Source organism: Pleionea sp. WD8-19 (assembly GCF_055326765.1).
Genome location: NZ_JBUZOU010000028.1, coordinates 1 through 23,011, shown reverse-complemented (window position 1 = coordinate 23,011; position 23,011 = coordinate 1). Strand labels below are relative to the sequence as shown.

21 protein-coding genes, 3 tRNA genes and 1 riboswitch are annotated in these 23,011 nt (G+C 43.4%); of the genes, 14 read left to right on the top strand and 10 right to left on the bottom strand.

From position 1 onward, the window contains the following. Positions 1 to 120: 120 nt before the first annotated feature. Entirely contained in the window at positions 121 to 942 is an 822-nt protein-coding gene (locus ACTUJY_RS20160) for a DUF2797 domain-containing protein (protein WP_463617940.1), read from the top strand. A 268-nt stretch (positions 943 to 1,210) separates the two neighbouring features. Here the strand turns inward: ACTUJY_RS20160 and ACTUJY_RS20155 are convergent, their stop codons facing one another. The 3 genes from ACTUJY_RS20155 to pdhA are packed head-to-tail and all read right to left on the bottom strand — an operon-like array spanning position 1,211 to position 4,994. Continuing rightward, the gene (locus ACTUJY_RS20155) at positions 1,211 to 2,932 is read right to left on the bottom strand and encodes a 2-oxo acid dehydrogenase subunit E2 (RefSeq protein WP_463617939.1); all 1,722 of its coding nucleotides are present in this window, start codon (positions 2,930 to 2,932) and stop codon (positions 1,211 to 1,213) included. Next, positions 2,929 to 3,909, bottom strand: coding sequence for an alpha-ketoacid dehydrogenase subunit beta (locus tag ACTUJY_RS20150; protein ID WP_463617938.1), 981 nt, complete (start codon positions 3,907 to 3,909; stop codon positions 2,929 to 2,931). The genes ACTUJY_RS20155 and ACTUJY_RS20150 overlap by 4 nt, the downstream gene beginning before the upstream one ends. Continuing rightward, positions 3,909 to 4,994, bottom strand: a complete 1,086-nt coding sequence (gene pdhA, locus ACTUJY_RS20145) for a pyruvate dehydrogenase (acetyl-transferring) E1 component subunit alpha (RefSeq protein WP_463617937.1) — start codon at positions 4,992 to 4,994, stop codon at positions 3,909 to 3,911. The genes ACTUJY_RS20150 and pdhA overlap by 1 nt, the downstream gene beginning before the upstream one ends. Positions 4,995 to 5,431: 437 nt before the next feature. On the opposite strand from pdhA, the gene pepN reads away from it, so the two are divergent. The 3 genes from pepN to ACTUJY_RS20130 all read left to right on the top strand — a co-directional run bounded on the left by pepN (position 5,432) and on the right by ACTUJY_RS20130 (position 9,116). Beyond that, positions 5,432 to 8,044: an aminopeptidase N gene (pepN, locus tag ACTUJY_RS20140; RefSeq protein WP_463617936.1), complete on the top strand. Its 2,613-nt coding sequence runs from the start codon at positions 5,432 to 5,434 to the stop codon at positions 8,042 to 8,044. A gap of 24 nt (positions 8,045 to 8,068) precedes the next feature. Next, the gene (locus tag ACTUJY_RS20135; protein ID WP_463617935.1) at positions 8,069 to 8,389 is read left to right on the top strand and encodes a zinc-ribbon domain-containing protein; all 321 of its coding nucleotides are present in this window, start codon (positions 8,069 to 8,071) and stop codon (positions 8,387 to 8,389) included. A 126-nt stretch (positions 8,390 to 8,515) separates the two neighbouring features. Beyond that, a riboswitch (cyclic di-GMP riboswitch) is annotated at positions 8,516 to 8,618 on the top strand. A 72-nt stretch (positions 8,619 to 8,690) separates the two neighbouring features. After that, positions 8,691 to 9,116: a DUF3718 domain-containing protein gene (locus ACTUJY_RS20130; protein ID WP_463617934.1), complete on the top strand. Its 426-nt coding sequence runs from the start codon at positions 8,691 to 8,693 to the stop codon at positions 9,114 to 9,116. 95 nt (positions 9,117 to 9,211) lie between these two features. Here ACTUJY_RS20130 and pyk read toward each other — a convergent pair whose 3' ends face one another. Beyond that, positions 9,212 to 10,657 carry a pyruvate kinase gene (pyk, locus tag ACTUJY_RS20125; RefSeq protein ID WP_463617933.1) on the bottom strand — a complete coding sequence of 482 codons (1,446 nt, stop codon included), beginning with the start codon at positions 10,655 to 10,657 and terminating at the stop codon, positions 9,212 to 9,214. Positions 10,658 to 11,005: 348 nt separating this feature from the next. Between pyk and ACTUJY_RS20120 the strand changes: the two genes are divergently transcribed. Next, a tRNA-Ala gene (locus ACTUJY_RS20120) sits at positions 11,006 to 11,081 on the top strand. A gap of 108 nt (positions 11,082 to 11,189) precedes the next feature. Beyond that, positions 11,190 to 11,265: transfer RNA gene (locus tag ACTUJY_RS20115), tRNA-Glu, on the top strand. Between the two features lie 327 nt (positions 11,266 to 11,592). Here ACTUJY_RS20115 and ACTUJY_RS20110 read toward each other — a convergent pair. Beyond that, complete coding sequence (locus tag ACTUJY_RS20110; protein WP_463617932.1) at positions 11,593 to 12,921, bottom strand: MATE family efflux transporter; 1,329 nt, start codon at positions 12,919 to 12,921, stop codon at positions 11,593 to 11,595. 157 nt (positions 12,922 to 13,078) lie between these two features. Between ACTUJY_RS20110 and ACTUJY_RS20105 the strand changes: the two genes are divergently transcribed. Then, the gene (locus ACTUJY_RS20105; protein WP_463617931.1) at positions 13,079 to 14,125 is read left to right on the top strand and encodes a mechanosensitive ion channel domain-containing protein; all 1,047 of its coding nucleotides are present in this window, start codon (positions 13,079 to 13,081) and stop codon (positions 14,123 to 14,125) included. A gap of 43 nt (positions 14,126 to 14,168) precedes the next feature. Here the strand turns inward: ACTUJY_RS20105 and ACTUJY_RS20100 are convergent, their stop codons facing one another. The 5 genes from ACTUJY_RS20100 to ACTUJY_RS20080 form a co-directional block, all read right to left on the bottom strand. Then, on the bottom strand, positions 14,169 to 14,690 hold the full coding sequence (locus tag ACTUJY_RS20100) for a DUF7931 domain-containing protein (RefSeq protein ID WP_463617930.1): 522 nt from the start codon (positions 14,688 to 14,690) through the stop codon (positions 14,169 to 14,171). 31 nt (positions 14,691 to 14,721) lie between these two features. Next, a complete protein-coding gene (locus ACTUJY_RS20095) occupies positions 14,722 to 15,150 on the bottom strand; it encodes a GNAT family N-acetyltransferase (RefSeq protein WP_463617929.1) in 429 nt (142 codons plus the stop codon). A 20-nt stretch (positions 15,151 to 15,170) separates the two neighbouring features. Beyond that, the gene (locus ACTUJY_RS20090; protein WP_463617928.1) at positions 15,171 to 16,322 is read right to left on the bottom strand and encodes a cupin domain-containing protein; all 1,152 of its coding nucleotides are present in this window, start codon (positions 16,320 to 16,322) and stop codon (positions 15,171 to 15,173) included. Between the two features lie 104 nt (positions 16,323 to 16,426). Next, complete coding sequence (gene purB, locus ACTUJY_RS20085) at positions 16,427 to 17,791, bottom strand: adenylosuccinate lyase (protein WP_463617927.1); 1,365 nt, start codon at positions 17,789 to 17,791, stop codon at positions 16,427 to 16,429. A 75-nt stretch (positions 17,792 to 17,866) separates the two neighbouring features. Further along, a complete protein-coding gene (locus ACTUJY_RS20080) occupies positions 17,867 to 18,907 on the bottom strand; it encodes a M61 family metallopeptidase (RefSeq protein WP_463617926.1) in 1,041 nt (346 codons plus the stop codon). Between the two features lie 470 nt (positions 18,908 to 19,377). On the opposite strand from ACTUJY_RS20080, the gene ACTUJY_RS20075 reads away from it, so the two are divergent. The 7 genes from ACTUJY_RS20075 (at position 19,378) to ACTUJY_RS20045 (ending at position 22,708) form a co-directional block, all read left to right on the top strand. Further along, positions 19,378 to 19,453, top strand: a tRNA-Glu gene (locus ACTUJY_RS20075). A gap of 363 nt (positions 19,454 to 19,816) precedes the next feature. Continuing rightward, positions 19,817 to 20,131: a c-type cytochrome gene (locus ACTUJY_RS20070; protein ID WP_463617925.1), complete on the top strand. Its 315-nt coding sequence runs from the start codon at positions 19,817 to 19,819 to the stop codon at positions 20,129 to 20,131. Positions 20,132 to 20,150: 19 nt separating this feature from the next. Then, positions 20,151 to 20,708: a nitroreductase family protein gene (locus ACTUJY_RS20065; RefSeq protein WP_463617924.1), complete on the top strand. Its 558-nt coding sequence runs from the start codon at positions 20,151 to 20,153 to the stop codon at positions 20,706 to 20,708. Continuing rightward, complete coding sequence (locus tag ACTUJY_RS20060; protein ID WP_463617923.1) at positions 20,709 to 21,110, top strand: GFA family protein; 402 nt, start codon at positions 20,709 to 20,711, stop codon at positions 21,108 to 21,110. Between the two features lie 334 nt (positions 21,111 to 21,444). Then, positions 21,445 to 21,654, top strand: coding sequence for a DUF2158 domain-containing protein (locus tag ACTUJY_RS20055; protein ID WP_463617922.1), 210 nt, complete (start codon positions 21,445 to 21,447; stop codon positions 21,652 to 21,654). A 70-nt stretch (positions 21,655 to 21,724) separates the two neighbouring features. Beyond that, positions 21,725 to 21,898 (top strand): hypothetical protein, encoded by a 174-nt coding sequence (locus ACTUJY_RS20050; protein ID WP_463617921.1) that lies wholly within the window; start codon positions 21,725 to 21,727, stop codon positions 21,896 to 21,898. A gap of 321 nt (positions 21,899 to 22,219) precedes the next feature. After that, entirely contained in the window at positions 22,220 to 22,708 is a 489-nt protein-coding gene (locus tag ACTUJY_RS20045; protein ID WP_463617920.1) for a zinc-ribbon domain containing protein, read from the top strand. Positions 22,709 to 23,011: the final 303 nt, after the last annotated feature.

The window sequence follows — 23,011 nt, the reverse complement described above, 5'->3', positions numbered from 1 at the left end:
GGATGATATACCACAAACGCTTTTTAGGTATACCGATGTTCAACAAAGCACTCGATTAAATTTTCAATTCATAGCCAGATCTGTAAAAATACACGTTCCCATACTTTAGCTGTATTACGCATGATATCCGGCACTCTTAAAAAGCTCCGCTCAAAACACGAGCATCCCGTCCAGTATTTTTTACCCATTGGTGAAGAATTAATCCCGTTGAATTCACTTATAGGTCAGAATATTCGACTCACTCATACCGGGAATATCTATTGTTCCAATTGTGGTACTAAAACTAAAAAAAGTTTTTCTCAAGGGTACTGCTACCCTTGCATGAAAAAACTGGCTGCATGCGATATGTGTATTTTAAAGCCAGAGACTTGCCACTATCACGAGGGCACTTGTCGTGAGCCAGAGTGGGGTGAGCAAAATTGTTTTATCCCACATTACGTGTATTTATCCAACACCAGTGGACTAAAAGTCGGCATTACGAGGCACTCACAGGTGCCGACACGTTGGATCGATCAAGGTGCCACTCAAGCGTGTATTTTATTTGAAGTGGCGACGCGTCAACAGTCTGGGTTTATTGAGCATGCTTTTAAAGATTTGATTGCCGATAAAACGAATTGGCGAGCTATGTTAAAAGGCACTGCTGATCCTGTCGATTTAAAAGCAAAAGCTGCCGAGTTAAAACAAGAGTTACAGCAATCATTAGAAAAAGTCATTACACAGTTTGGTGGTGAAAACATTCAACCCATTGAATCGCCCGTTGTTGAAATCGAATATCCGGTTCAAGAATACCCAAAGAAAATTGTTTCACACAATTTCGATAAAAACACCGTAGTTGAAGGCGAATTGAAAGGCATAATAGGACAATATTTGTTGCTTGATACAGGAGTGATCAATATTCGAAAGTTTAGTTCTTACGAAGTCATTTACGAGTCCTTAACGTAATAGTAAAAACTTTCTATCTTTCGTTCGATACATTCCTTATCATTGATAAATGCCTTCTAGTTTTTATCAAGTTGTTGTTCCAGTTGTAAACGATCGATACTTTCCAACGGAATAACTACTAAATTCTAAAGAGTTTCCAAAAAGCCGTTGTGAGAACTTTTGCATTGTTATTAGTGACTCAATTGAAATCGTTTATAAGTCACAGTCTATCAAACAAAAAAGCCCTTACATATTGGTAAGGGCTTAGTCTATCAACTGCGCTTTAAAGCTACTCAGCTTTTGCTAAATCTTCCATCACAGCTGCTAAAAATCGCGCGGCTTCTCCGCCGGTACATGCACGGTGATCAAACGTGAGTGATAGCGGTAGCATGCGTTGATTTTCAACGCCTTTGTCGGTTAATTGCAACTCATTGCGGAATCGACCGGTGCCAAGAATGGCAACTTGCGGTGGTGAAACGACGGGTGTTCCGTAACGACCGGCAATGGAACCAAAGTTGGAAAGAGTAATGGTCGCGTTCGCCAAGTCATCGGGTTTAATTGCTTTGTTGCTAATTTTGTCACGCAACTCTTGAACTCGAGCTCGTGATTCCGCCATAGATTTTTGATCCGCATCATGAACTACCGGAACATACAAACCATCGGGTGTATCAACCGCAATACCAACATTTACATTGGGATGTAACAATCGCTCCATGTTGTCGCCATCAAACCAGGCATTTAATGCTGGCTCAATGCGTGCCGCATAAACCAATGCTCGAATGTAGCGTGCCAGTGAATCGGTACCTTTACGCCACTTACTGATGTTGACATCTTCGACTAAGGTGGTCGGGACCACCGTGGCATGAGAGTGTGCCATGCCCTGTGCCATGGCACGTCTTACACCTCGAACCGCTTGAGGCTCACGAGTGACACTCACACTGGGCAGTCGACCTGAAGAAGCAGGGCTTGGTTTGACGGTTGCTGCTTGAGTTCCGGTAGCTGACGTTGTAGGTGCACTCCCTTTTGAGGCCGATTCAACATCAGCGCGAGTAATACTGCCTTTACGACCGGAAGCTTGACACTGTCCCAAATCAACACCAAGACGGCGAGCCAGTGCGCGAACCGCAGGTGAGGCTTTATAAGCCAAAGGATTGCTAGTATCGGTGCCCGCAACCGGTGTTGATGTTGATTGAGCATCACGTGTGGCAGCGCCAGATTGAGCTGCGTTACGCACATCATTTTGAGTGATTTTTCCGTTTGCACCGGTACCGGTTACTTGATTCAAATCCACTTTAAGCTTGCGTGCTAAAGCTTTAACAACCGCATTTGCCGATTCTGAAACAACCTGGTTACCAACTTCCACCGCGCCTACAACGGTTCCTGCATCGGCGCTTTTTTCTGATGCTTCTTCAGCGCTTGTTTCTGCCTTCGCAGCGGCCGACGTATCAACGCCGCCAGCGTGTCCAAAAGTGACTAATGGAGCACCCACTTGAATGACATCTCCGGCCTGCCCATGTAATTTCCTGATCACACCAGCGGAAGGAGAGGGGACTTCTACAACGGCCTTAGCGGTCTCCATTTCAACCATGGGTTGATCAACCGCAACAGTATCGCCTTCTTTTACCAGCCAACGTACCACTTCTGCATCAGGCAAACCTTCACCCAGATCCGGCAGCTTGAAGACTTCTTCAGCGCCACCTGTTGTTGGTGCTGCTGCTGGCGACGGAGTGGGTTTCGACTCAACTTCAGTTTTTGGGCTGCTGGTTTCACCAGAGCCAGCACCGTCGAATTCAACCAGTGTTGCGCCGACCTGTATAACGTCACCAGGCTGGCCATGCAATTTCGTTATTTTGCCATCAAACGGAGAAGGAACTTCAACAACTGCCTTAGCAGTTTCCATTTCAACCATCGGTTGATCGACCTTAACGGTATCGCCTTCTTTGACTAGCCAGCGAACCACTTCGGCGTCTGGTAGTCCTTCGCCTAAATCGGGTAAGTTGAAGATTTTCATTTGTACTCCACTATTTTTCTGGCTTGTTCGAGTATACGATCCACAGTTGGCATGTACTGCTTTTCCAGACGATAGTAAGGCATCACCGTATCGTATCCAGACACGCGACCGATGGGCGCTAATAAACTGAATACGCGCTTTTCCGCGATTTCAGCTGCGATTTCAGATCCCAAGGCGCCTGCTTTGGGCGCTTCCTGAACGATCAAAGCGCGTCCTGTTTTTTCTACTGACTCTAAGATTGTGTCAATGTCCAATGGACTAACGGTAGCGACATCAATCACTTCGGCGCTAATGCCTTCTTTTGCCAGCTGTTCCGCGGCCATATTGGTTTCATGTAACATGGCGCCCCAGCTGATCAAGGTAATGTCGGTTCCTTCACGATCAACGAAACAGCAGCCAATCGGGTAATCTTCGCCATTGTCTTCAACTTCGTGCTTCACTATTCGATAAACTCGTTTTGGCTCAAGAAATATCACCGGATCAGGATCGCGAATGGCGGCCAGCATCAAACCGTAGGCTCGTGAGGGGTTTGAAGGAATGACTACTTTAAGGCCTGGAATATGCGCAAATAATGCTTCGGTACTTTCAGAGTGATGTTCTGGTGCATGAATACCGCCACCAAAAGGCGCACGTAATACCATGGGTAACGTGATACGCCCACGAGTACGATGTCGCATACGTGCCATATGGCAAATAATTTGATCGGCTGCCGGAAAAATAAAGCCCATAAATTGAATTTCGGCAACGGGTTTAATGCCTTGGGCAGCCATACCGATAGACACACCAGCAATCATCGACTCAGCAAGGGGCGTGTCAATGACACGATCTTTACCAAACTTTTGCTGTAAGCCATCGGTCGCACGAAATACGCCGCCATTAACGCCGACGTCTTCGCCTAATGCAACAACGGTTTCATCGTTCGCCATTTCATGCGCAAGCGCCAAATTAACGGCTTCAATTAGAGTCACAGCTGGCATTATTTGGCTCCTTTGGCTTGTGCACGTGCAATCGCGTATTCGCGTTGTTCCATAGTACGTGCCGGTAATTCTTCGTAAAGGTAATCAAACATGGCTTCAGGTCCATCGGGCGGAAGGTTCACGTAATTGTCGACCGCTTGTTGCACTTCGGCTGCGATTTCCTTTTGCATGGCTTCTTCATCTTCTTCCGACCAGGCGTTTAATGACTCAAGGTATTTTCGTAGGCGAATAATAGGTTCTGCTTTCCAGCCTTCATCCAATTCACCCTCCGGACGGTAACGGCGGGCATCGTCTGCCGTGGTATGGTCGCAAAGTCGAAGGGAAACGGCCTCAATCAGTGTTGGACCTTTGCCTTCACGTGCTTTTTTGTAAGCTTTTTCGGCAGCGTCACGCACAGCAATAATATCGTTACCATCCACCTGAACCGCTTCTATGCCCGCGGCAATGGCTTTTTGAGCGTAGGTTTCGCAAGCGGTTTGAATTTCAGATGGAACGGAAATGGCCCACTGATTGTTGTTGATGACGAATACAACGCCTAGATTCCAGATACCGGCGACATTAATGGCTTCATAAAAGTCGCCTTCTGAGGTGCCTCCTTCACCAATTTCGGTCGCAACACAACGTTTTTCACCGCGTAATTGCATGGCTTTGGCAATACCAGCTGCGTGCAAGCATTGAGTTGCGATGGGTACTGCAATTGGAAAATCTTCACGGGCGTTTTTAAAGTCTGAACCGCGTTCATCGCCGCCCCAATAAAGCAGGACTTCTTCCATGGTTACGCCATGCTGAATCATCGCAGCCTGGCCGCGGTAATAAGGTACTAACACATCTTCTTTGTTCAGTGCAGAGCCAAAACCGACGCCAATGGCTTCTTGTCCGGTGGCTGCAGGATAAGTACCCATTTTTCCGGTACGTTGAAGTGCGTAAGCTTTGGTGTCGAGTTGTCTTACTTGACACATCGCACGATACAAGGATTTAAGGGTTTTGACGTCCTTGGCAAAAGCGGGGAGTTTTTTAGTAGTCGGTTTCCCGTTTTCGTCGATGTACTGTGTGTACTTTATTTCAAACTTTGCAACCGTGGTCACAACTAACCTCCTTTAGAGGCAGCCGAACAAGTGTCGACTGATCTATGGCTATTCTTTGAAAGGGCACTTCTAAAAAAGTCTTCTTCAGCGAAAGCCGCGTTGGCTTAGTGCTTAATTTCTCATGTAGCTTTAGTACACTCCGGTTTTTCGCGCAGTGTCGCCTTGCTCTCACAGAAAAATACTCATTTTTAGAAATGCCCTTAAATCTCTGTGTTTCTTGCGGCGCCGATCATAAGGATCTAAAGTCCATTTGTATAGCGCAAAACTGTAAAACTTGTGTTCCATTGTGCGGATTTTGTTCAGATTTGACGGATTTTACCCCCTCATTCGTAACAAATCAGACCAGTTGACGGTTTTGGGTTTTTATCTGTTACGCTTTCCGATACGCTTTGTGACATCGAAGACAGTTGCTTCATTCATCTACCAGAGGAAGATTCATGAAAGATGCTCAGGTTCCCATAACAAAACATCGCTCGGATTACCGACCATCCAATTTTTTGATCGATAAAGTGACGCTGCATTTTGATTTGCACGACGAGTATGTCTTGGTGAAATCAGAGCTTTTGTTGCGGCGCAACCCGAAAGGCGACTTATCTGCGCAAGAAATAAAGTTTGATGGTGAACAACTGGAGTTACTCAATTGCCGGTTAGATGGCGAGCAACTATCTCAGGATGAGTATTGTTTAGATGACGAAGGTATGCTTTTAAAAAAAGTAAAAGATAAATTTGTGTTTGCAACCGAGTGCAAAATTTATCCGCAGAAAAACACTTCTCTGGAAGGTTTATACACATCTAACAATAAGTTTTGTACTCAATGCGAAGCTGAAGGGTTTCGAAAGATTACGTACTTTTTGGATCGCCCTGATGTTCTGGCCGAATATTTTGTCACCATCGAAGCCGATAAAGCGCAATATCCGTTGTTGCTTTGTAATGGTAACCCTCAACAAAGTGGCGAAGTTGGCGATAATCGGCATTTTATGAAGTGGCACGATCCCTTTCCGAAGCCCAGCTATTTGTTTGCTTTGGTTGCAGGCGATCTCGATCGGCTCGAAGAGCATTTTGTGACCCGCAGTGGACGAGAAGTTAAGCTGCAATTGTTTGTCGATAAAGGGAAACTGGACCAAAGCCAATTCGCAATGGAGTCTTTAATTAACGCCATGCGTTGGGATGAAAAAAGGTATAACCTTGAATACGATCTTGATCTTTACATGATCGTTGCTGTCGGTGATTTCAACATGGGGGCGATGGAGAATAAAGGGTTAAATATTTTTAATACGAAATATGTCTTAGCGAATCCGAAAACAGCAACCGATCAGGATTTTGAAAACATCGAGAGTGTTATCGGTCACGAGTATTTCCATAATTGGACGGGCAATCGCGTAACCTGTCGTGACTGGTTCCAACTCAGTTTAAAAGAAGGTTTAACGGTTTTTCGCGATCAACAATTTACTGAAGATATGCGTTCGCGTGCGGTAAAGCGCATCGATGATGTCAAAGTGATCCGCAGCTTTCAGTTTGCCGAAGATGCGGGTCCCATGGCACATCCAATTCGGCCAGAATCTTATATAGAAATGAATAATTTTTATACGGTTACGGTTTACAACAAAGGTGCAGAAGTTATTCGCATGCTGCATACACTGTTGGGTGAAGAGGGCTTTCAAAAAGGAATGGCATTGTATTTTGAGCGTCACGATGGCAGTGCTGCAACGTGCGATGATTTTACTGCAGCAATGGCGGATGCTAATCGGTTCGATTTGGAGTTGTTTAAACGCTGGTATTCCCAAGCGGGAACGCCCGAGTTAAACGTACACAGTGAATATTTGGAAAAAGTACGGCAGTTAAAGTTAACGTTTAAGCAAACCCCCGGCCACGACTCAGCAAAACAACCGTTTTATATTCCCGTTAAATTAGGGCTAGTGGGAAGCCGTGGTAAAAGTTTAAGCTTTTCGATGAACGAGTCGGATACAGACGTAGAAGAAGCGTTAATTGTGGTAAAAGAAGAGCATCAGGAAGTCACTTTATATAATGTGAATGAAGCATGTGTGCCATCATTACTTCGTGATTTTTCAGCACCTGTAAAATTAGTGACGAACTTGACACAAAATGAATTTGCCTTGTTGTTCGCGCATGATCAAAACACATATACCCGATGGGATGCAGGACAAACGTTAATGGAACAATTTTTGGTAACACGAGACGATCAGTTATTACCTTTGATCGAATCAGCGTTTACTCATATTTTGAATGACGAAAAGCTGGATAGTGCATTTAAAGCGCGAGCACTGTCTTTGCCAGAGATTAAATCGGTTTTCGAAAGTCATTGGAAAGTGGGAATTGAGCAATTAGTTGATCAACACCGAAAGCTACGGACGCACTTAGCACAAAAGCTGAGCGCTCATTGGCTAACCTGTTATCAGTCGCTTCAGATTCATGGAGAGCAAAGTTTAGAACAGTCGGCCATTGCCAATCGCGCATTGAAAAACCTGGCACTGCATTATTTATCCATTGCTGATGAAGGAAGTTCAGCGCTGGTACAAAAGCAGTTTGAAAGTGCACAGTTAATGACCGATGAGTTAGCGGCTTTTCGTGTAGCGGTTCATGCTGACCTCAGTAATGCAAATACTATTAAGAAATCGTTTTATGAAAAGTGGAAAGACGAAGCCTTAGTGATGGACAAATGGTTAATGGTACAATCGACCTCAGACAATGAGTCGGTCATCGATACCATTCAGTCATTAAGTGAACACCCGGTATTTTCCATTAAAAATCCGAACAAAGTGCGAGCCCTTTACTCCAGTTTTGCATCATTAAACTTCGCGCAATTTCATCATGCTTCGGGAAATGGCTATCGACTGATCACCGATATTATTGATAAGCTCGACAGTATTAATGCACAGGTCTCAGCTAATTTGGCGAAACAGTTTGCGTGTTTAAAAAAGTTGGATGCGCAACGTCAATCCATTGTTCGGCAACAGCTTACTGAAATAAAAAATAAGCCTGGGCTGTCGAAAGACGTGTACGAAGTAGTGAGTAAAACTCTAGAGTCCTGATCGTTTTGTTATAGGGGTGAATCAATGGCCATTGTTAAATGTCCGGAATGTCGTAAACCAATTTCTGATAAAGCTGTAATTTGCAGTCATTGTGGGTACGCTACCAAAAGTGCGAGCGAAGAAGATTTACAACGAGCGGCTCGTATTATCCGGCTTAAAAAAACACAGCGATTGCAAATGTTGGTGTACTCATCGATGTTGTTGTTTATCGCCGGAGTGCTCTTTATGTACTTTGGGCAGCAGAAAGGGTCTCAGTTGTATTTGATTTTAGGGTATGGCGGCATTGGGCTTGGTGGAATAGGGTACTTATTTGGTCGTTTGAAAACGTTAGCGTTGAAACGATAGTAAGGTATAAAATTGCTATTAAAGCAATGATATAGAGCTTTTTGTTAAAGCAACTTCTATTCGTGATTGAAAAACAGCCAAAAAAGACTTGCGTTGGCGCCTGATTCCATTAAAATGCGCCCAGATTCTTGATAAGGGCAACCTGAAGTGAAAAGTTCAGGGCGCAAAGCTACCGGTCTAAGGGCAGAATAGTGAAAATTATTTCGTCTATGACAGCGGGGTTACCGGGATCAGGTCTTCGTAACCTTAAACGGTAGGCTCTTATCTCCTCGAAATAACCTTTTATTTTTTGGAGATTTCCATGAAAAAACTCTTCGCAACTCTTTCAATTATTCTGCTTTCTAATTTTGCTTTGGCTAGTTCCGATGAATTTGCTCGACTTTCTGATTCAATTTGCGAATACATTAAAAATGATGACCGAACCAGTATCCGCAAAAAGTTAAAGTCTGCGAATCTTGAATTGCGAAATGTTTATACTGGCCTGGTTTGCCAGCCTAGCGAGCAGTTCCCTGGAGGCTCACTGTTAAGAGCAGCGACTTATTACGGCTCTCTCGATGTATCTTCTTTCATCATCAAAAAAATCAGTAAAGACGATTTGAATTACCAAGAGCATGACGGCATCAGTACATTTCAATGGGCGAAAGATGCTGTGAGTTCAGGCTCAGTCCCTAACGCAGCTAATACACAAAATATTGTTGGGCAAATGGAAGAGCGTATTGCAGGTTAGTTGAAATCTGACTTGAAATAGCCGCTTAGCGAATCTCAGGGAGCTTTAACGTTGTGGTTAATGCTTCCTGAGGAATAAAACAGATCGACGAATACCTATATAACGTTACCAACACGAACAATCTTCATCGCATTGGTACCGCCTAAAATTCCCATATGATCGCCTTTGGTTAGCAATACTAAATCGCCGTCTTCAACAATACGTCGCTTTTTTAATTCTTCAACCGCTAATCGATTCACGTCGTGGCGGGCTAATACAGCAGGATTAAACGGAATGGCTTCTACACCACGGTACAGGGCCATGCGCCTTTGCGTATCGACGCGTGGTGTAAGCGCATAAATTGGCATACCCGAGCGGATCCGTGACATCCACAATGCAGTGGCACCCGATTCTGTTAAACAGCAAATCGCCTTTACGCCTTTTAAGTGGTTCGCCGTGTACATGGTTGCCATGGCAATCGCCTCATCAACACGGTCAAACTCGTCGAGCATCCGATGCTTTGAAATTTGGGTGACTTTTTGCTTCTCGGCGCCCTGACAGGCGCGAGCCATGGCTTCAACCACACGAATAGGGTGAGCACCGGTTGCTGTTTCGGCGGATAACATAACAGCGTCAGTACCATCCAAAACTGCATTGGCCACATCGAACACCTCAGCACGTGTTGGAATGGCGTTGGTTATCATGGACTCCATCATTTGAGTTGCGGTGATCACCACGCGATCGAGCGTACGCGCTCGTGCAATGATTTTCTTTTGTACGCCAATCAACTCAGCATCGCCAATTTCGACACCCAGATCGCCGCGAGCAACCATAACAGCAGAAGAGGCTAGGATAATGTCATCCAGTATTTCTTCGGACTGAACCACTTCAGCTCGTTCAATTTTAGCAACGATGCCGGCGTTACTGCCTGCATCGTTTAACATTTGTTGTGCGTGCTCAATATCTTCAGCGCTACGAGGAAAGGATACCGCGAGATAGTCCACATTCATTGACGCAGCAAGCTTTATGTCTTCCGCGTCTTTTTCAGTCAATGCTGGCGCTGATAATCCACCGCCTTTTTTATTAATGCCTTTGTTATTGCTTAATACGCCACCAATGACCACTCGGGTTTCAACGCGCGATCCTTTAATATGTGTAATTTCCAACTCAACACGACCATCGTCTAGTAACAAGACATCTCCGGGCTGACAGTCGTTTGGCAGTTCTTTGTAATCAATTCCGACTTCTTGATTGTTACCTGAGTTTGAGTCAAGACTTGCATCGAGACAAAAGCGTTCGCCATTTTTCAATTCGATTTTTCCGTCGATAAAGCGCGCGATCCGAATTTTAGGGCCTTGCAAATCACCCAAAACCGCAACTTCGATTCCCATCTCTTTCGATACTTTGCGGACTAATTCGGTGCGGCGAAGGTGATCTTCGGCTGAACCGTGCGAAAAGTTCATTCGAACAACATTTGCGCCTGCTTTAAACAGTGCTTTAAGTGATTCTTCATTATCCGTTGCCGGCCCTAAAGTCGTAACTATTTTGGTTCGCTTAAACACGATACTCACTATCCTCGAAGGTTAACCATTGATTTTCATCTTTAGTGTAGACCAGTGGCGTGACACTGTAGCTACGCGTATGTGTAGGTATTGGGTCTTGTATTGGTTTGATGTTGAGCCCAGGAAGGGAAGCAGGGGCTCAACAATAATTCTTTTTATGCCCTTAAAGATAACATTTTCGGCTTTTGATCCAAAGCGCTTTATTGCATATGCGTCATGAAAAATTAAAATAAAGAAATTGCGCTAACGTTTTGATGTATAACAAATAATCAACTATTAGACTGCAGAAAAATTTAAACTTTTGTGTTGACAGCATGAAGTTGGCTCATTACAATGCGCCTCCAATTTGGGGCTATAGCTCAGCTGGGAGAGCGCTACAATGGCATTGTAGAGGTCAGCGGTTCGATCCCGCTTAGCTCCACCAAGTTTCAAGTGTTTATGTTAGGTTGAACACTGAATGGTGTCGGTGAGAACAGGGTTCGAACGAGTTGTTGTATCCCCCGTTTAGCTTCACCAAGTTTAAGAAGGTTTAGTCCCCTTCGTCTAGAGGCCTAGGACACCGCCCTTTCACGGCGGTAACAGGGGTTCGAATCCCCTAGGGGACGCCAAATAAAAAAGCCCAGCTTTTGTGAGCTGGGCTTTTTTATTTGGTAATCACTAGCTGCTTCAAACCCACAATAGTTCAGGGTTCGATAAATTTGTCAGGAACAAATTTAAACATCGCCGAAGGGGTGGATAAGTAATTGCTCCAGCATTACTTGCATACACTACATCCATGTAGATAACGGCAGGAGGCCCGGAATAATCCCCTTATTAGGAGACTTCCAACACTGACGAGTTCATACGTCATAGCATGATTCTATCGCTAACTTTGAGCTCCAGCGCAGGAGCGATGGGAACTAAAAAAATTACCTGATGAGTAAAACTAATCCTGCCTATACTCGACGGACTCTTAGCCACCATCGCAAAAACAATAAAGCGGCGGCAGAACTCAAGCCGACAATAATACCTATCCAATAACCGCTGGCACCATAACCGGATACCTCTGCCAGATAATAGCCCACTGGAAAACCCAACAACCAATAAGCAATAGCTGAAATTACCATGGGTATCTTGGTATCTTTCAGTCCTCGCAATGCCCCACTTAAAGAAACCTGAGTCGCATCGGAAAGTTGGAAAATGGCAGCAAAAAATAATAATTCAGCAGCAATCATCACCACTTTTAAGTTGTCAGTATAAAGAGAAGCGAGGGTCTGAGCACCGAGCCACATACCAACCGAAGAAAAACAGGCCAAAACAATTGCGAGTAAAATCCCGGTTTTGCCCGCATGAGCCATCGCTGCATGTTGATGCCGGCCAGCGAAAAAACCAACGCGTGCTGAAATTGCAATCGAAAGACCCAGAGGCACCATATAAGCCATAGACGCAATATTAATTGCAATCTGATGGGCTGCGACAACTTCTATGGCAAATCGACCGATCATCAACCCGGTTAAAGCGAACATGGCGATTTCCATTCCAACGCCAACGCCCATTGGAATACCTAACGAGAATATTTCCTTTACTTGTTGCCAATTGATCGGGTGCAACTTAGCAACGATTGCCAAGTGTTGGTAGCGTGGAGTAAAAATCGAGTAAGCGCTCATACCAATACACATGACCATCCAGACTAAAGCGGTTGCATATCCGACGCCTACGGCACCCATAGCCGGTACACCCAGTCCACCCCAAATAAACCAGTAATTGAAGAGTACATTAAAAGGAATGGCTGAAATGGAGACCACCATGATCGATTTCGTTGAAAACAAACCTTCGTTGCAAAATCTCAAAGCAAAAAAGCAAAACAAGGGAATAACGCCATAAGCACACGCTGAAAGGTAATCCTGAACTGTTGGTATCAACGCTTGTTGAATACCAATCCAGTGCATTAAAGACAGGCAGTGGTTGAGTGCCCAAATTGCAGGAACGGCCAACACGATTGCGACAGCGACCGATAACTGAAACACCGAACCGATTTTTTCGAAATCACCGCGTCCATTGAGATGGGCAACAATGGGATTGAGGGCTAGAAAAACACCCATTATAAAAACAATGACGGGATTAAGGATATTAGTACCGACAGCAATCGCGGCCAAAGCCTCAGCATCGATTCGGCCCGCCATCATGGTATCGATAACACCTAACGACATCTGAGAGATTTGTGATAATACAGCTGGAACACCTAACTTGGTAATTTCCAGCAATTCACTGGTTTGTTTTTTCATTGGTACAGTAAGTTTTTGTGGCAACTGAACAGTAAGGTTCCGTTGCTCGGTTGAAAAGATTATCAGTCTCGAACTTTATCAGACAATGTTTAACAATAACCAGAAACTTGTGGCTATAATTGCCGGAAATCCAAAAAACAAAGCAGGTGATAGGCTTATGAAGCAAACATGGATAGATGCCTTAGAAAACATCAAGTTTGCCCAGCTCGATTACTTTGTTATCGTTATAAATCTAATGACTTTATTAGCTTCTGGATTGCTTATTCGCTGGGCGGCTCACAACCGTTCCGAAAAAGAAATCAAAAGACGAGTAGCTTCTTTACGTGCAATCAATATTGTCGTTCTAACCGTTTATCTGGTCGCTGGTATTTTTCAGTTTAAGCTGGGGCAAACCTTTGCTCAGATTTGCTTAACGCTAATGGTCGCCTTTGCTATCAATCATGTACTGCAACTTTGGATTACTCAGCGGTTTGGTACCGAACGTGAAGTAAACGGTAAAAATGTAACGGTGCGATCATACACCAGTGGCATGATAGGGCTGGTGGCTTTGGTGTTTGTTATCGCACTTAGCTTTGTTGCCATCCTTAATATTCTTCAACTCGATAACTGGTTACAGGCCTCATCTATCGTTGGCGCATTTATTGTTATTTTATACGCCAGTAAAGATTTTATATTGGGTGATGTTATTGCGAGTTTGGTGATTCACTACAACCGTAGTCTAGAACCGGGTAATGTGGTTCGAATAAGGTCGATGGATGTATTGGCTGTTGTACAGCAAATTACGTTAACGCAAACTTCATTGCGTGACTTGGTACAAGGCCATGAGATCATCGTTTCCAACAGCCAAATCAGAAACTGTGTGGTAGAAAATTTATCGCATACCAATGGAAGTATAAAAGACTGTCTAGACTTTAACCTGGGTTACGATGTAAGTGCCAAAGATGCGATCGAGTTTTTAGAAAAGGTATGGGCTCTTTCGTTTGAAAGTGGTTTGCCTTTAGAGCAGGTAAAGCCTTCGATTAAAACGCTCAGCAATGGCGACCACTGCGTGGTCTGGCGATTGGTGTATGGCGTAAAATCTCCATATAAATTGCTTGATGCACGCCATGGTATCAATCAGATTGCATTAAAACTATCTCGCGAGATGGGCATTTCATTGGCAACACCTCTAACTCATCAAGTTCGGCAAGTTGCTGAGGCTTAATAATATGAACTCAAACTAATTGGTGAATGATGATCGAGTGGCGTTAAAGTGAAAGGGAACGGAGTTCACTTGCAATTCGGCTTTGTTGCCACATATCGTCAAACTGCTTTCGATACTCTTTCACTTGATTGGTTTCATTAAAAAACACTTTGCTTTCGTATTCTTTGTGACTCGATCGGTACAAAAGGCCACAATCATCGACCAGGTAAAAACCGTAAGGAATTTGCTGAAAGTCTTTTGATAAAACACGAATGGAAACGAAACTGCTCAAGTTTTGTGATAAGGCGACGAGGCGGTGATCCAGAGTTTGCAGTTTTTGGGTATCGAAAACGAGTAGTCGAATTTGAGAATAACGACTTCGTCGAGCTAATTCACTGAGTGAATGCTCGATGTTACGCTCACTTAAAGCACGAGGCTCCAAATCGTAACTGAAAATATCGACTCGGCGTTTCGCTTGTGAAAACAGTCGAAAACTCGCCAACTTAAGTTCAGATAAGCGGTTGATTAAAAAGGGTGTGTCGGTAACGCCTAGCTCCGCGTTTAACAGATCTTCTTCCAACATCATGAATGATTCCGCTTTAACCGTTCGGTATTGTTCAGAGTTTTCGTTTCATCGACTGATGGGGGATTCCGGCCTCCATAAAAACCGGGCCGTTAGCGACGAAATTATGGCGCTTGTAAAAATCTACAGCCTGAATTTGCGCGTGAAGCTTTACTGGGCTGAGCTTTTCGCGGCCTGCTATTTCAACCAGTTTTTTTAAAATACGAGAACCTAAGCCATGGCCGCGAAAGGGCATTAAAACCGCAACGCGACCAATTTTACCGTCGCGAGTCATACGGCCGGTACCAACTGGCTCGCCTTGAATATTAGTCACCAGAACGTGATAACAATGAGGATCTTTTCCATCGAGTTCTATTTCCATGGATACTCGTTGTTCGCAGACAAATACCTTTTCCCGAACCTGAGTGAGGAGATCACTGGCATCTTTCCAACTTACTTCGCGGATTATAAAGTCGGTGGTCATATTAGTTTCCGAATCACCGATCATAGGATATCGATGTTTAAATGCCCCATATTGATAAGATTAGCAATCGTGTTAACAAAATCAACATCTTGGAGAAAAGTTGTGAAGTGCGTACTCTTTAGCTGACGGTTCGTAATCAGCTCAACTATCGCATTTTTGTGGGTAATATCCAAACGAAATACATCGCCATTGGCAAAAAACAGCAACTTATCCCCCATGGCATACCAGGTGAAGCGGCTATGCTCGGTGGCCTGAATAATATATGGTTTTGATTTTAGGTTTAAAATCGTTTCTGGTTTAATGGTCTCAAGTGGCAATTCCGTCGGGTATTTAATAGCGGTTACTTGTTTTCCAAAGGCAATGATCAACTGCTCATCGCTCATTGATAGCAAGTTTTGTTTAAGCCATGGCAGTAGGGAGTCAGGTAGGGAAGTCTTTTGAAAGTCACTTAAGGGCGCGTTGTCTTTAAAACGCGTGGATTCAGACTCTTCCTGATCGAACTGATCAATCAACAATTGTTGCCACAATGCGTGTTGTGAAGGAGCGCGAAACCCAACGGAATAAGTCATGCAATTTTCAACAGCGACGCCATCGTGGGGTGTATTTGGTGGAATATAGAGTACATCGCCTGGCATAAGCTCGCATTCGATAATCGCATCAAACTCTGATACTTGTTTTAACAAGGGGTGAGGACAATAAACATCGACTGAACCATTGGGCTTTCCTACGCGCCACTTTCGAGAGCCTTGCCCTTGAATTAAAAACACATCGTATTGATCGATGTGTGGGCCGACCCCGCCACCGGGCGTCGCGAAACTCACCATTAAATCATCGCGCCGCCACTGTGGAATAAACTCAAATTGTTGCAGCAGGCTATTAGCTTCCGGTATCCATTGCTCCAGTGTTTGTACCAATAGCGTCCAGTTTTGTTCTGGCAGTTCGATAAACGTTTGTTCTGAAAACGGACCTTGCTTAACCTGCCATTTTTGATAATGGCTATCAAACTGAATCAGTCGGGACTCAACTTCTTCTTCAAGGGCAAGTCCGGCCAGCTCCTCAGCACTGATTAGATCTTTAAAGTCAGGTAATAGCTGTCGTAAAACAACCGGCTGTTGTTGCCAGAAATCCTTTAGAAAAGTAGGAATGTCGAGGTGAGAGAGCTGGGACAGCATGATACGTATTCAGTTATTTGGCTTTCGGGATAGTAAGTTACTTCGGCAGGCTCAATAATCGTCTTTTATACAATGAGCCTGTCGAAGGAGATGATTTAAAACGGCTAAATACTTTCTGCTTGCTGTATCGCATTTCCGATATAGTTTGCTGGTGTAAGCTGTTTTAACTGCTCTTTAACGTCATCTGGTAAGGCTAAGCCATCAATAAATGCGGCCATTCCAGCCTGATCCACTTTTTTACCGCGAGTCAGCTCTTTCAATTTTTCGTAAGGCTTTTCAATGCCGTACCGACGCATGACCGTTTGAATGGGTTCGGCAAGCAACTCCCAGTTATCGTTTAACTCTTCTAATAACGATTGCTCGTTAACTTCCAGTTTACTGATGCCTTTTAAGGTCGCTTTATATGCAATAATTGAGTGCGCAACACCCATGCCTAACGCGCGTAATGCCGTAGAGTCGGAAAGATCGCGTTGCCATCGGCAAATGGGTAATTTTTGTGCAAGATGCGTGAAAAGCGCGTTGGCGATCCCCAAGTTTCCTTCGGAGTTTTCAAAGTCAATGGGATTTACCTTATGCGGCATGGTCGATGAACCAATTTCGCCGGCTACGGTTTTCTGCTTGAAGTGACCTAACGCAATGTATCCCCAAACATCACGATCGTAATCAATCAGTATCACATTAAAGCGAGTGACTGCATCAAAGTACTCGGCGATGTAATCGTGTGGCTCAATTTGTGTGGTGTAAGGGTTAAAGGTTAATCCGAGTGACGTTACAAATTCTTCCGCAAATTTAGGCCAATTAATATTAGGATAAGCAGATAAATGTGCGTTGTAATTACCGACCGCACCATTTATTTTTCCGAGTAGCTCGACCGATTTGAACTGCTCATGTTGTCGACGCAAACGAGCCACTACATTGGCCATTTCTTTTCCCATTGTGGAAGGGGAAGCGGGCTGCCCATGAGTGCGAGACATCATGGGAATGTTTGCGTATTTCAGCGCCAGATTTTTAATAGCATCGATGACTTGCGATTGATACTCTTCAATGATCAACCCAGCATCTTTTAACATTAATCCATAAGAGAGGTTGTTGATGTCTTCCGAAGTACAGGCGAAATGAATGAACTCACTGACTTTCTCGAGTTCTTCATTACCTGCCGTTTTCTCTTTTAATAAATACTCGACGGCTTTTACATCATGATTGGTTGTGGCTTCGATTGCTTTTACACGCTCGGCATCAGCTAATGAAAAATTATCGACAATATCGTTTAACAGAGTGGTGGTGGTTTCGGAAAACTCGGGCACTTCAGTGATCTCGGGTGTTGCGGCGAGTTTTTGTAGCCAGCGGACCTCAACCGTTGTCCGGTATTTAATTAAACCGTATTCACTGAATATTTCGCGCAGCTCGGCGGCTTTTGAACCATAACGACCGTCTACCGGAGATATCGCTGTAAGAGAAGAGAGCTCCATAGTAATCCTCGAAAGATAAATCAATTGGGATAGCGGGAAAGTCCGCTAGTTTAGCATAAACTGCCGGATATGGGATTACTGGATCAGATTCTGACGCAGTGCCGATGGAGTAAATTCTAGCTGGTGTTTGTTAGCGGTTATCCCTAACCGCTTAAAGAGTTCAGTGTAATCGGGAAACTCTGTATTTTGTTTAGCGTTGTTAAATAACGGAAAAAATAACGGTTTTCCGTAGAGTCGATCCAGCTCGGCCGCTAATTCATTCGCACGCCAGACTTCATGTTTATAAAAACAGCAGTGTCGAAATTGTTTCAGCAATTGATTAAGGTTTTCACCATTTTGTCTGAGCGTCAGTTCGGCTTCTAGCCAGAGTAAGGCACCGCTCCAGTAAACGCGACGGTAACTTTTAATGCGTCGCATTTGTTGACTGGCTTCTCCAAGAGTTAAATTTTTGCTGTTTTTATGATCTCTCACACCACGCTGAATGCCGTTCCATAATCGTTGAAACGCTTCTTCTTCATTTAATACACCGGCTTTCACCATCAAAAAATACTGCATATAGCTTGCAAATCCTTCGGAGACGTAAGCGTCACGGCGGTCGATAAAGGGCAGTAACAGATGTGAAAATTCGTGATAGGCCGTCCAATCGTTAATAAATTGTTCAAACGGTGCATTACTATTGACGTAAAACGTTAAGTGGCAACCTTCGCCTCGCATAACCATTGCAAAGGGTGTTGCCTCGGCATTTTGGCGGTTCACGTCTTGCACGAACAATTGCAGTTGATCACCAGGTAAAGATTGTTGAACCGTAAATAGCGCTTGAGTGACTAAAGAAAGCCAGCGTTCCAGTTTTTGTTGGTTGCTTGGTGATATGTGATTGAGATAACTAATATTAAGTGCGCCATAATCGAATTTCAGGGAGTGAGTATCGAGCTTACCAAAATAAGAATCCAGCGACAAAAAAGACGGGTATTGATTTAAGAGATAAGAATTCTGTTCGCTTTTTGGCCAGGGGAGAGCGGCAGAAAATTTGTCCGGCAATTGCAACGTTAAATGGAACTGAGTGTCGGTTGGGTAATGTTGCGGTCGCCAAATATAAAGCCCAGTGTCCAACGCCATTACGTTTTTTAACTCGCGAAAATACCTACCGAGTTTCGTCTTTTCCTTTTGGTATCTTTCGATATCGATTAATAACCAAAAGCAGTCTGCTGATTTTTCAGACGATATTCGTATTTGATTTTTGTACGGTTGAACCTGCCTGCTGAGACCTTTGATGTATCGATGAGCCAACTTAAAGGAGGATCTAAAGAGTTTACTATTTATCTTTTTATAACAGGTAGTTACTTTTGCTTCTTTAAGTGAATCATTAAGTAAAAATTGATAGTTAACTTCTGCGCTAAATAAAGTAGGGCAAATAAGCGTAATGAGCAGAAGTAAAATATGTTGCATATTATTTGAACGATAAACCGTGTCGTTTTAGTATGGTCTGCGCAACATTTATCCTAAAGCGATTAATTGTAAAAAAACTTTTGACAAAGTGAAAAGCCAACTATAGAATGCGCGCCTCTAAACGAGATTGACCCGTTTCAGTCCCCTTCGTCTAGAGGCCTAGGACACCGCCCTTTCACGGCGGTAACAGGGGTTCGAATCCCCTAGGGGACGCCAAATAAAAAAGGCCCATCCAAGTAATTGGATGGGCCTTTTTTATTTGGCCCTCTAGCTGTTTCGAACCCACAATAGTTCAGGGTTCGACAAAATCGTATGGAAACGATTTTGGACGCCGGAACGGCGGTCGCGAAGCGATGCGGAGCAGGACGCGGAGCACAATCCCCTGTGTCAGGCGAGTTTTGAATATTCATTTAATTATAAGAACAACATGAAGAAAGGCCAAAGTAATCCCCATCTACTTCAATCTTCTTCTTTTTAATCTTCGAAGCCGAAATATCCTAGTAAAGCAAGCCCCCAACCTCTAGACCCCAATAAACAATCCCCTATAATGTCCCCCAACAAAAAACCAAAGGATCAATCATGAACATCAAAAACATTGCTTTCTTGATTGCTGTACCGCTATCCGTTATTGCAAATACGCAAGCCGCTGATATAGAAGCAGGCAAAGCCAAATCGATGATTTGTTCCAGTTGCCACGGTAAGGATGGTGTCGGCATTGCTGATATCTACCCTAATTTGGCGGGACAAAAAGAAGCCTACACGGTTCAACAGCTTAAAGCGTTTCGCGATGGCTTACGAAAAAACATGCAGATGACGCCCATGGCGAAGCCATTGTCTGACGACGATATTCAAAATTTGGCCGCATACTATGCCTCTTTACCGGCTAAAAAATAATTAACTAAAGAGATAATAAATGGACGCTATAAAATTACTTTTAAGTCGCAGCTCCTGCGGAAAACTGATTGAGCCTTTACCATCACCCGAGCAAATGGAAGTAGCTTATAGGGCTGCATTGCGGGCGCCGGATCATGCCGGGTTAAAACCCTGGAAGTACCTCGTATACAAAACACCTGATTCTTTAAAGCAATTAGGCGAAGACTTCCTTGCTGCAAAACTGATGGATGATCCCAATTTGGAGATTGCTCAACGCGAGCGCACATTATCGTTACCGCTTCGTGCTCCCATGGTTATTGTGGCAGTGGCTAAAATTCAGGACCATCCGAAAGTTCCACCGATTGAACAAATCGTCTCTTGTGGGTGTGGTGTACACGCCATGCTTTATGCGTTGCAAGCTCAAGGGTTTGCCGGTTACTGGCGTACCGGCGATTTAGCCCATAATCCTCATCTTAAAAATCGGCTGGGTCTCGAAGCTCAAGACGAAATTGTTGGTTTTTTATACGTTGGCAGTGCGCAAATTAAATTTGATAAAGAGTCTCAAGTTAATATTGAGGCGTTTGTAGAGGAGCGATAAATGATGAGCCAATCGATCCGGTTGCAAGGCGGTTGCCATTGTAAAGCGGTTCGGTTTGAAATGACCGCCGATCGCAAAGCTAGGGTTCAACACTGCAATTGTTCGATGTGCCGAATGACAGGTTATACGCACCTTATTGTTCCAAACGAAGATTTTAAACTATTAAAAGGAGAAGACGATTTATCCTGTTATCAATTTAATACTAAAGTAGCTAAACATTACTTTTGCAAACACTGTGGAATTAAATCTTTTTATGTTCCGCGTTCGCACCCAGATGGGATCAGTGTTCATGTGAATTGCTTGGACAATATAGAAGAATGCGATTTTCAGTATGAGACATTCGACGGCGCAAACTGGGAGCGCAATATAAATGCACTCAATAAAAAATTAAAAGCGCAATAATACTTTTCTGATTTATAGCGATTCAATACGGACATTTATTAATCAATTTAAAGCGCTAAATACCTTAGCACACTCAAAGGTTATCTCAATAAACAAATAAATAATAAACAAAACATTGTGAAGTAAATGTGATTTTCTTGAATAACCTCAGGATTACACCGTTTTTTAGAACATTTTTAATCGCTATAAGTTGTTGAAATTATTTGTAAATCTCAAATTTCACATCGGGTCACGAGATTTTCACATCTTTTTCATCTCCTTTTGAGTATAAGAGGGTATGTATTTGTGACGTAATACCCAAATTGTTAAATCATCCACTTAATGGAGGTGTGATATGCGACGAGGTGACATTGTTCAATTAAATTCAGGTGGCACAAAAATGACCATATTCAACTTTGTTAGGGATCTGCCGAACACTGCTAAGGAAAATTATCTTGCTTCAGGCGCAGACGAGCAAGATGTGGTTTGTAAATGGTTTGTTGGAACGACGCTAAAGAAAGAAGTATTCAAACCTGAGATGTTGAAATCGCCGATGGTGGCTTAATCATTCGATCCTCATATCGATGAAAGGGAGCAATCGAACACGGAAGTTTGGTTGCACCGGAGGAAAGGCTATGTTTGTTAAAAAAGCACGACAATTATTTTCCGGTTTTGTTACTGACAAGAGTCAACAGGAAATGTGGTTACATAATGCTCAGCTTAATCGTGAAAATCGCAACAAAGAGGATATTGAACTGGCGTATGAACTGTTATGGATTGACGGGCATGCACTTGGAAAACATCCATGACCATTAAATACCAAATGTTTTGAGCCAGCCGTATTTCAAAACAGGTATTTTTCATAATTGTTTCGAACCTTCTAACTTGAAATCGGCATTTAAGGGTAAGCTACATCGGCCATATTGGGCGAAGACACGCTTGATGCGGCTTGTCACTCAAGTGAGATAAGCTAACTTCTGAGTAGTAGCAAAGAGCTTTTGGGTGTTGAAGCAAACGATTCTTCGAGTTTATCATGCTTTGAAAGGAATGATTGAATTAAAACAGAAAACCGTGCCCAATTTTGAACCCACTTATCAATGCACGAGTGTAAAACATTTACTTGCGAAGTAATGACCAAGAAGAAAGATAAAGTTAAAACTTATGTATACCATCCTCGGTATGGGGCTCACCCAATTCCTTCTAAAGAAAAGATTACAGATGAAGAGCTTCGGTGGGCTCATTGGCGTTACCTAAATTTGAAATGTTTTCCTGAAACAGCAATTCGAGCAAATATCGAAAAGCAGAATTACGCCATTTATCCTAGAAAAATTTACGTGGACATCGAAGAAAATTGCAGAAATTGTGGCAGACCATTTATCTTCTTTGCTAAAGAGCAGAAGTATTGGTTCGAGGAATTGGGTTTTTGGGTAGATGCTCATTGCACAAAGTGCATTGTGTGTAGAAAGAAAGAGCAGGAAATAAAACTGTTGCAAAAGCGCTATCAGGAGCTTATAGGTAAAGAAAACCGTTCGTTCAGTGAAAGCAAGGATCTAAAGGCTGTCGCTATGGAGCTTTATCAATTGGGCTTTATTAAGGATATAAAAAAGATTGAAATATGATAAAAGGTGCCCCCTGTAACAGCGACGGTAGGATAGGTGTTAACCCATCTTTTTAAGGTATTATAGGATACGCAAAGCGACACTTTTTTGCAGCAAAATTCTTCGACAAGCTCAAGAAAAAATCAAACGATTTATTAAAGCGGTAGAACTTGTCGAAGACATTTAAAATTTTAATTTATTAAGAGGGCGTTCAGAATTCTGTGTCAGCCTAAAAATTAAAGTTCTAGTTCACCATCTAATCGACCTTCAAAGTGGATGGCCAGTTGTGACAATGTCAGGTTCCAGTTTTGAACTGGCATTGTC

What these genes read in the sequence shown, in the direction of transcription:
- ACTUJY_RS20160 (WP_463617940.1), top strand. Translation starts at nt 121, where the DNA reads ATGATATCCGGCACTCTTAAAAAGCTCCGCTCAAAACACGAGCATCCC.
- ACTUJY_RS20155 (WP_463617939.1), bottom strand. Translation starts at nt 2,932, where the DNA reads ATGAAAATCTTCAACTTACCCGATTTAGGCGAAGGACTACCAGACGCC.
- ACTUJY_RS20150 (WP_463617938.1), bottom strand. Translation starts at nt 3,909, where the DNA reads ATGCCAGCTGTGACTCTAATTGAAGCCGTTAATTTGGCGCTTGCGCAT.
- pepN (WP_463617936.1), top strand. Translation starts at nt 5,432, where the DNA reads ATGAAAGATGCTCAGGTTCCCATAACAAAACATCGCTCGGATTACCGA.
- ACTUJY_RS20135 (WP_463617935.1), top strand. Translation starts at nt 8,069, where the DNA reads ATGGCCATTGTTAAATGTCCGGAATGTCGTAAACCAATTTCTGATAAA.
- ACTUJY_RS20130 (WP_463617934.1), top strand. Translation starts at nt 8,691, where the DNA reads ATGAAAAAACTCTTCGCAACTCTTTCAATTATTCTGCTTTCTAATTTT.
- ACTUJY_RS20110 (WP_463617932.1), bottom strand. Translation starts at nt 12,921, where the DNA reads ATGAAAAAACAAACCAGTGAATTGCTGGAAATTACCAAGTTAGGTGTT.
- ACTUJY_RS20105 (WP_463617931.1), top strand. Translation starts at nt 13,079, where the DNA reads ATGAAGCAAACATGGATAGATGCCTTAGAAAACATCAAGTTTGCCCAG.
- ACTUJY_RS20100 (WP_463617930.1), bottom strand. Translation starts at nt 14,690, where the DNA reads ATGATGTTGGAAGAAGATCTGTTAAACGCGGAGCTAGGCGTTACCGAC.
- ACTUJY_RS20095 (WP_463617929.1), bottom strand. Translation starts at nt 15,150, where the DNA reads ATGACCACCGACTTTATAATCCGCGAAGTAAGTTGGAAAGATGCCAGT.
- ACTUJY_RS20090 (WP_463617928.1), bottom strand. Translation starts at nt 16,322, where the DNA reads ATGCTGTCCCAGCTCTCTCACCTCGACATTCCTACTTTTCTAAAGGAT.
- purB (WP_463617927.1), bottom strand. Translation starts at nt 17,791, where the DNA reads ATGGAGCTCTCTTCTCTTACAGCGATATCTCCGGTAGACGGTCGTTAT.
- ACTUJY_RS20080 (WP_463617926.1), bottom strand. Translation starts at nt 18,907, where the DNA reads ATGGCGTTGGACACTGGGCTTTATATTTGGCGACCGCAACATTACCCA.
- ACTUJY_RS20070 (WP_463617925.1), top strand. Translation starts at nt 19,817, where the DNA reads ATGAACATCAAAAACATTGCTTTCTTGATTGCTGTACCGCTATCCGTT.
- ACTUJY_RS20065 (WP_463617924.1), top strand. Translation starts at nt 20,151, where the DNA reads ATGGACGCTATAAAATTACTTTTAAGTCGCAGCTCCTGCGGAAAACTG.
- ACTUJY_RS20060 (WP_463617923.1), top strand. Translation starts at nt 20,709, where the DNA reads ATGATGAGCCAATCGATCCGGTTGCAAGGCGGTTGCCATTGTAAAGCG.
- ACTUJY_RS20055 (WP_463617922.1), top strand. Translation starts at nt 21,445, where the DNA reads ATGCGACGAGGTGACATTGTTCAATTAAATTCAGGTGGCACAAAAATG.
- ACTUJY_RS20050 (WP_463617921.1), top strand. Translation starts at nt 21,725, where the DNA reads ATGTTTGTTAAAAAAGCACGACAATTATTTTCCGGTTTTGTTACTGAC.
- ACTUJY_RS20045 (WP_463617920.1), top strand. Translation starts at nt 22,220, where the DNA reads ATGACCAAGAAGAAAGATAAAGTTAAAACTTATGTATACCATCCTCGG.